Source organism: Micromonospora orduensis, from assembly GCF_006228125.1.
GTDB classification, from domain to species: Bacteria; Actinomycetota; Actinomycetes; order Mycobacteriales; family Micromonosporaceae; genus Micromonospora; species Micromonospora orduensis.
Genome location: NZ_VDFY01000210.1, coordinates 1 through 7,002, shown reverse-complemented (window position 1 = coordinate 7,002; position 7,002 = coordinate 1). Strand labels below are relative to the sequence as shown.

Here is a 7,002-nt window from a genome sequence, read left to right as displayed (position 1 = left end):
CATGCCCTCCGACCGCCGCAGCCGCCGGATCTCCGCCCAGTCCTCCACGCTCAGCACCTCCCGATGCTTCAGGAGGTGGTCCCGATTCAGCCGGAACCACGTGGTCAGTTTTCAGGCGGAGCCGACACCCTTGGCCTTCCGGCGAGGCGCAGCTTGATTGGTGCCGGTTGCGGTGACCGTCGCCGGGCTCGTCACAAGTCAGGCAGGTCCAGACGTCATCCCGTAACCCAGTAGGAAAGATCGTCTAGCCGGAGGTGGGCGCGCGTTCCGAGACTGATCCGTCACACAGGTCCTGAGACCCGACATCGCTGGAAGCCGGCTCTCGTACTCCGCTTGATCGTGACGGGTTGGCTTGGACATGATGCATGGCGCTCCGCCGAGTGGTGATGAGGGCGACCAGGTCCTCACCGCGGTCCCCCGCACCACTATGAAGACGGTTGCCCGGTCCAAAGTCCGCAAGCGAACCACCACGACCGTTTAAGGTGCACTTCAACCGTCGGCAGAGGACACACATGGACAACCGAACCGACCCGGTCATGATCATCGCCGGGGTGTCAGAGCGCGACGGCAAGCAGCGCGCCTTCGAGGTGTGGCTCTACAAAGCCACCAAGGAAGGCTGGTCCGTCACGGTGGAGTCGACCTCGGTGGACCAGCCAGGTGACCAGTGCGGCGTCGTGCACATCGAAGGTCTGACGTACCGCATCCGCCACGCGAGGCGCGTCCGGCGGCACGTCACCATCGTGCCGGCAGGGCAACACCTGGTCAGCGCGGCCGTCAACCTGTCCCTGGGCGAATCACACGGCATCACGCAGACCTGGGAGTTCGGCCACGCGGCTTGGGCCGAGCCCATCGTCGAGGACGACTAGGTCGGCCGGGCAACCTCGACACGACGCGGCCAGCCCTTGGGGAACCCCTGCCGGCGACCCCACGCCCCGTCACGCTCCAGCTGACACGGCGGCCTGGTTGACGGTTGCCATGATCGCTGGAGTCGCGTCACACGCGCGACTCGCGGCATGATCGGACGTTGCGCGGAATACTCGCCATGTGGACGCCCCTCACCCGAAGCAACTGGCAGCCCTCGTTCGAGCGACGGCGGTCTTGGCACTCAGCCCGACGCAGCAAGTGGCGTGGCTGGAGTCGCTTGAAATCCGCGTACCGGTCGACGAATTGGCGCTGGAGTTCGAGGACGGACATCTCCTACTGCCGCAGTGGGTTGAGGCAGGTTGGCTCCCGCCTGACGCAGTCCCGGCCTTCTCGGCCCTGGACGAGGCCCTGACCGCCATGAGCGGCGCGGAACACGCTGAGCTCTGGACCGTCGCGGCACTCCTCGAGGCTCCTGAGTGGGCGCGAGTACGCGAACTCGCCGCCAAGGTCTTTCACCTTCTCTGACAATCCGCTCATCGGCCACGAGCGCACGGATGCCGCGCCATGATCGCCGAGGGCCGTTGGCCTTGCGCCCGTCACTTGGCGTTGAAGTAGCTCGCCTCCGGGTGGTGGACGACGATTGCGTCGGTGGCCTGCTCCGGCATCAGCTGGAACTCCTCGGACAGCTCCACCCCGATCCGCTCCGACCCGAGCAGCTCCACGATCTTCGCCCGGTCCTCCAGATCCGGGCAGGCCGGGTAGCCGAACGCGTACCGGCAGCCCCGGTAGTCGTTGCGCAGCAGGCCGGCCAGGTCCGTCGGGTCGTCGTGGCCCAGCGGACGGCCGTCGGGCAGGGTCAGCTCGGCGCGGATGCGCCGGTGCCAGTACTCGGCGAGCGCCTCGGTGAGCTGCACGGACAGGCCGTGCACCTCCAGGTAGTCGCGGTACTCGTTGCGGGCGAACAGCTTCGCCGCGTACTCGCTGACCGGCTGGCCGACGGTGACCAGTTGCAACGCGACCACGTCGAGCTGGTCGCCCTTGGGCTTGAAGAAGTCGGCCAGGCAGAGCCGCCGCTCCTGGCGCTGGCGGGGGAACGAGAACCGGGCGCGCTCCGCGTGCCCGTTCTCGTCGAGCACCACCAGGTCGTTGCCTTCGGAGTACGCGGGGAAGTAGCCGTACACCACGGCTGCCTCAAGGACCTGGTCGGCGATCAGCCGGTCCAGCCAGTACCGCAGGCGCGGGCGACCCTCGGTCTCGACCAGTTCGTCGTACGACGGGCCGTTGCCGCCCCGCGCGCCGTTGAGCCCCCACTGGCCGCGGAACGTGGCCCGCTCGTCGAGCAGCGCCGCGTAGTCGGCCATCGGCACGCCCTTGACCACCCGGGTGCCGAAGAACGGCGGGGTGGGCACCGCCACGTCCACGGCCACGTCGGAGCGGACCGACGAATCGTGCAGCTCCGGCAGTGACTCGGTGACCATGGACCGCTGCCGTTCCCGGCGGGCGCGGCGCGCCGCGAGTGCCGCCTCGCGCTCCGGGTCGATCACCGGCGCACCGCCACGCTTGGCGGTCATCACCTTGTCCATCAGGGACAGCCCCTCGAACGCGTCCCGCGCGTAGTGCACCTGCCCGGGGAACATCGACCGCAGGTCGTCCTCGACGTACGCGCGGGTCAGCGCCGCCCCGCCCAGCAGGACGGGCCACCGCTCGGCGACGCCGCGCGTGGCCATCTCGGCCAGGTTCTCCTTCATGATGACTGTGCTCTTGACCAGCAGCCCGGACATGCCGATCGCGTCGGCGCGGTGCTGCTCGGCGGCGTCGAGGATGGCGCTGATCGGCTGCTTGATGCCGATGTTCACGACCTCGTAGCCGTTGTTGGACAGGATGATGTCGACCAGGTTCTTGCCGATGTCGTGCACGTCGCCGCGCACCGTGGCGAGCACGATGCGGCCCTTGCCGCCGTCCTCGGTGGTCTCCATGTGTGGTTCCAGGTAGGCCACCGCGGTCTTCATCACCTCGGCGGACTGGAGCACGAACGGCAGCTGCATCTGCCCGGAGCCGAACAGCTCGCCGACGACCTTCATGCCGTCCAACAGGATGTCGTTGATGATCGACAACGGGGATCGGCCGCCGGCCATCGCCTCGTCCAGGTCGGCCTCCAGGCCGTTGCGCTCACCGTCGATGATCCGCCGCTTGAGCCGCTCGTCCAGCGGCAGCGCCGCCAACTCCTGCGCCCGGCTGGCCCGGGCACTTGTCACGTCGACGCCCTCGAACAGCTCCAGGAAACGCTGCACCGGGTCGTACCCCTCGCGGCGCCTGTCGTACACCAGGTCCAGGGCGACCTCGCGCTGCTCGTCCGGGATCTTCGACATCGGCAGGATCTTGCTGGCGTGCACGATCGCCGAGGTCAGACCGGCCTGGACGCACTCGTGCAGGAACACCGAGTTGAGGACCTGCCGGGCCGCCGGGTTGAGCCCGAAGGAGATGTTCGAGATGCCCAGCGTGAAGTTGACACCCGGGTAGCGTCGGGAGATCTCCCGGATCGCCTCGATCGTCTCGATGCCGTCGCGGCGGGTCTCCTCCTGCCCGGTGGCGATCGGGAAGGTCAGCGCGTCGATCAGGATGTCGGCGCGGTCCATCCCCCACCTGCCGGTCAGGTCGTCGATCAGCCGGGCCGCGACCCGCACCTTCCACTCCTGGGTGCGGGCCTGCCCCTCCTCGTCGATGAGCAGCGCCACCACCGCCGCGCCGTGCTCCCGCACGATCGGCATCACCCGGGCGTACCGGGAGTCGGGGCCGTCGCCGTCCTCGAAGTTCACCGAGTTGACCACGCAGCGGCCGCCGAGCATCTCCAGGCCGGCCTCCACCACGTTCGGCTCGGTGGAGTCCAACATGATCGGCAGCGTGGACGCGGTGGCGAACCGGCCGGCCAGCTCCCGCATGTCCTGCGTGCCGTCCCGGCCGACGTAGTCGACGCACAGGTCGAGCAGGTGCGAGCCGTCGCGGGCCTGACTGCGGGCGATCTCCACGCAGGCCCGCCAGTCGGCGGCGAGCATCGCCTCCCGGAACGCCTTGGAGCCGTTGGCGTTGGTCCGCTCCCCCACCATCAGCACCGACGCGTCCTGGGCGAACGGCACCGGGTGGTAGACCGACGAGACGCCCGCCTCGTGCCGCGGCTCGCGCGCCGGGGCGGTGAGGCCGTGCAGCCGCTCGGCCAGCACCCGGATGTGCTCCGGGGTGGTGCCGCAGCAGCCGCCGACCAGCCCCACGCCGTACTCGGTAATGAACCGCTCCAGAGCCTCGGCCAGCTCCACGGGAGTCAACGGGAAGTACGCCCCGTCGGCCGTCAACACCGGCAGGCCGGCGTTCGGCATCACCGACAGCGGGATGCGGGAGTGCTGCGACAGGTAGCGCAGGTGCTCGCTCATCTCCGCCGGGCCGGTGGAGCAGTTGAGCCCGATCAGGTCCACCCCGAGCGGCTCGATGGCCGCCAGGGCCGCGCCGATCTCGCTGCCGACCAGCATCGTGCCGGTGGTCTCCACGGCCACATGACAGATGATCGGCACCGACTGGCCCAGCTCGGCCATCGCCCGCTTCGACCCGACCACGGCCGCCTTGACCTGGAGCAGGTCCTGGCAGGTCTCGATGATCAGCGCGTCCGCGCCGCCGGCGATCAGGCCGGCGGCGTTCTCCTGGTACGCGTCACGCAGGGTCGCGTAGTCGGCGTGCCCGAGGGTGGGCAGCTTGGTGCCCGGCCCGATCGACCCGAGCACGAACCGGGGCCGCTGCGGAGTGCTGGCCGCGTCGGCTGCCTCCCGGGCGATCCGGGCGCCCGCCTCGGACAGCTCCCGGATGCGCTGCGGGATGTCGTACTCGGCGAGGTTGGCGAGGTTGGCGCCGAACGTGTTGGTCTCCACGCAGTCCGCGCCGGCGGCCAGGTAGGCGTCGTGCACACCGCGCACCACGTCCGGGCGGGTGACGTTGAGGATCTCGTTGCACCCTTCGAGGCCGTCGAAGTCGTCGAGCGTGAGGTCCGCGGCCTGCAACATCGTGCCCATCGCGCCGTCGGCGATGAGGATCCGGTCGGCCAGCACATCCATCAACGAAGTCCGCACCCGTTCAGGTTAGTGCGGCACCCGTCGGCCCAGCGGCCCTCGGCACCCGATCCCATATTGTGTCAGCGGGATCACGCTGTCCGGTTCGCCAGGGTATGGCCGGTTGCCGGCGGGGCGGACCGGCGCGGCCGACGGGCCGGGCCCCCGCTCGGCACGTAGGCTGACGGACGTGAAGGACAACAGGGACGCCGCTGTGCACCACGGCCCGACGACCGGGCGTGGTCCCGGGGACGGCCGCGACGAGCAGGGTGAGGTGACGGCGTGACCGAGTTCGACGGACTGCCGGTGCTGCGGTCCCCGGTGGCCATCGCCGCGTTCGAGGGGTGGAACGACGCCGCTGACGCGTCCACCGCGGCCGTCGAGCACCTGGAGCAGGTGTGGCAGGCCCGGCAGATCACCGAACTGGATCCGGAGGAGTTCTACGACTTCCAGGTCAGCCGACCCACCATCACGATGGCCGACGGGGAGACCCGCCGGGTGGAGTGGCCGACGACCCGGTTCATGGTGGCCAGCCCGGAGGGCACCGAACGGGACGTGGTGCTGATCCGGGGCATCGAGCCGAGCATGCGCTGGCGCACGTTCTGCGAGCAGGTGCTGGAGATCTGCCACAGCCTCGAGGTCGAGCGGGTGGTGCTGCTCGGCGCGTTGCTCGCCGACGTTCCGTACACCCGGCCGTTGCCGATCAGCGGCAGCGCCTCCGACGCGCAGGCCGCCGAGCGCTACCAGCTCACCCCCACCCGCTACGACGGGCCGACCGGCATCGTCGGGGTGCTGCACGACGCGTGCACCCGCGCCGAGGTGGACGCCGTGTCGTTCTGGGTGCACGTGCCGCACTACGCCAACAACCCGCCCTGCCCCAAGGCGACCCTCGCCCTGCTGCACCGCGTCGAGGAGGTCGTCGACCTGCCGGTGCCGATGGCCGACCTGGCCGAGGAGTCCGCCGAGTGGGAGCAGCGGGTGCGCAGCGCCGCCGAGCAGGACGCCGAGCTGGGCGAGTACGTGCGCGAGCTGGAGGAACGCGTCGGCGACGAGGGCATCACCCCGTTGACCGGTGACGAGATCGCCCAGGAGTTCGAGAAGTACCTGCGCCGCCGGGGCGGCTCGGCAGGCCCCACCGCCGGCTCCTGGTAGCTCCCTTCGCCTGCGGGCCCCTGGACCTTCTGGTCCGGGGGCCCGTTTTTCGCGTGTCGGGGGTGGCGCCGTCACACCCTCTAGGGCATCCTAGGAACCTAGATGTGATCAAGGAGGCGGGTGTGCAGATCAACCCCGGCGCGGCCGAGTTCCCCCACCGGCAGATCGCCGCGCAGCTCAAGGCCCAGGTCCGCCGCGGCGACTGGGGGCCGGGCGAACGGCTCCCCTCCATCCCGGCCATCGCCGAGATGTTCGGCGTCGCCAAGCAGACCGTGCAACGCGCCGTCGACCAGCTGCGGGTCGAGGGCATCCTGATCACCAAACCCGGCTCCGGTACGTACGTCCGGGGCACCCGGCGCCGACTCAACCGCCTCTCCCGAGGCCGGTACGGCGGCTTCCGCGGCTACCACACCGACCTGGCCGCCCGGTACCGCCAACAACTCGTCTCGGTCGGCCGCTCCCCCGCACCCGCCGAAGTCGCCGACGCGTTCGGGGTGCCCGACGGCACCGACCTGCTCTGCCGCCGGCACCTCGTCCGCACCGACGACTCCCCCGTCGAGGTGGGCGCGTCCTGGTTCCTGCCCCGCGACACCGCCGGCACCTCGCTGGAGCGCGCCGAGGCGTTCGGCAGGCCCCTCTACCAGGAGGCCGAGGAGGCCACCGGCCGGCAGTACGTCTCGGCCACCGACACGATCAGCGCCCGCCAGCCCAGCCGGGAGGAGGCCGAAACCCTCCAGATCCGGCCCGACACCCCGGTGCTGCACCTGCTGCACGTCGCCTTCGACGCGAACCACAAGCCGATCGAGGTGGCCCAGGCCACCTGGCCCGGCCCGATGACCACCCTCACTGAGGAATACCGGATCCCCAGCCCAACCCCCGACCCGGAACCCGACCC

At 70.2% G+C, this 7,002-nt stretch carries 5 protein-coding genes; 4 read left to right on the top strand and 1 reads right to left on the bottom strand.

Annotated elements, in window-relative coordinates; translation table 11 throughout:
* Window positions 1–536 precede the first annotated feature (536 nt).
* Window positions 537–866, top strand: a complete 330-nt coding sequence (locus tag FHG89_RS24355) for a hypothetical protein (RefSeq protein ID WP_244295774.1) — start codon at window positions 537–539, stop codon at window positions 864–866.
* A 178-nt stretch (window positions 867–1,044) separates the two neighbouring features.
* On the top strand, window positions 1,045–1,389 hold the full coding sequence (locus FHG89_RS24350) for a hypothetical protein (protein WP_139586738.1): 345 nt from the start codon (window positions 1,045–1,047) through the stop codon (window positions 1,387–1,389).
* A gap of 71 nt (window positions 1,390–1,460) precedes the next feature.
* Here the strand turns inward: FHG89_RS24350 and metH are convergent, their stop codons facing one another.
* Window positions 1,461–4,961, bottom strand: coding sequence for a methionine synthase (gene metH, locus FHG89_RS24345; RefSeq protein WP_425280212.1), 3,501 nt, complete (start codon window positions 4,959–4,961; stop codon window positions 1,461–1,463).
* Window positions 4,962–5,237: 276 nt separating this feature from the next.
* On the opposite strand from metH, the gene FHG89_RS24340 reads away from it, so the two are divergent.
* Both FHG89_RS24340 and FHG89_RS24335 read left to right on the top strand, forming a co-directional pair.
* A complete protein-coding gene (locus FHG89_RS24340; RefSeq protein WP_139586737.1) occupies window positions 5,238–6,107 on the top strand; it encodes a PAC2 family protein in 870 nt (289 codons plus the stop codon).
* A gap of 122 nt (window positions 6,108–6,229) precedes the next feature.
* On the top strand, window positions 6,230–7,002 hold a 773-nt coding region (locus FHG89_RS24335), incomplete at its 3' end, for a GntR family transcriptional regulator (protein ID WP_139586740.1).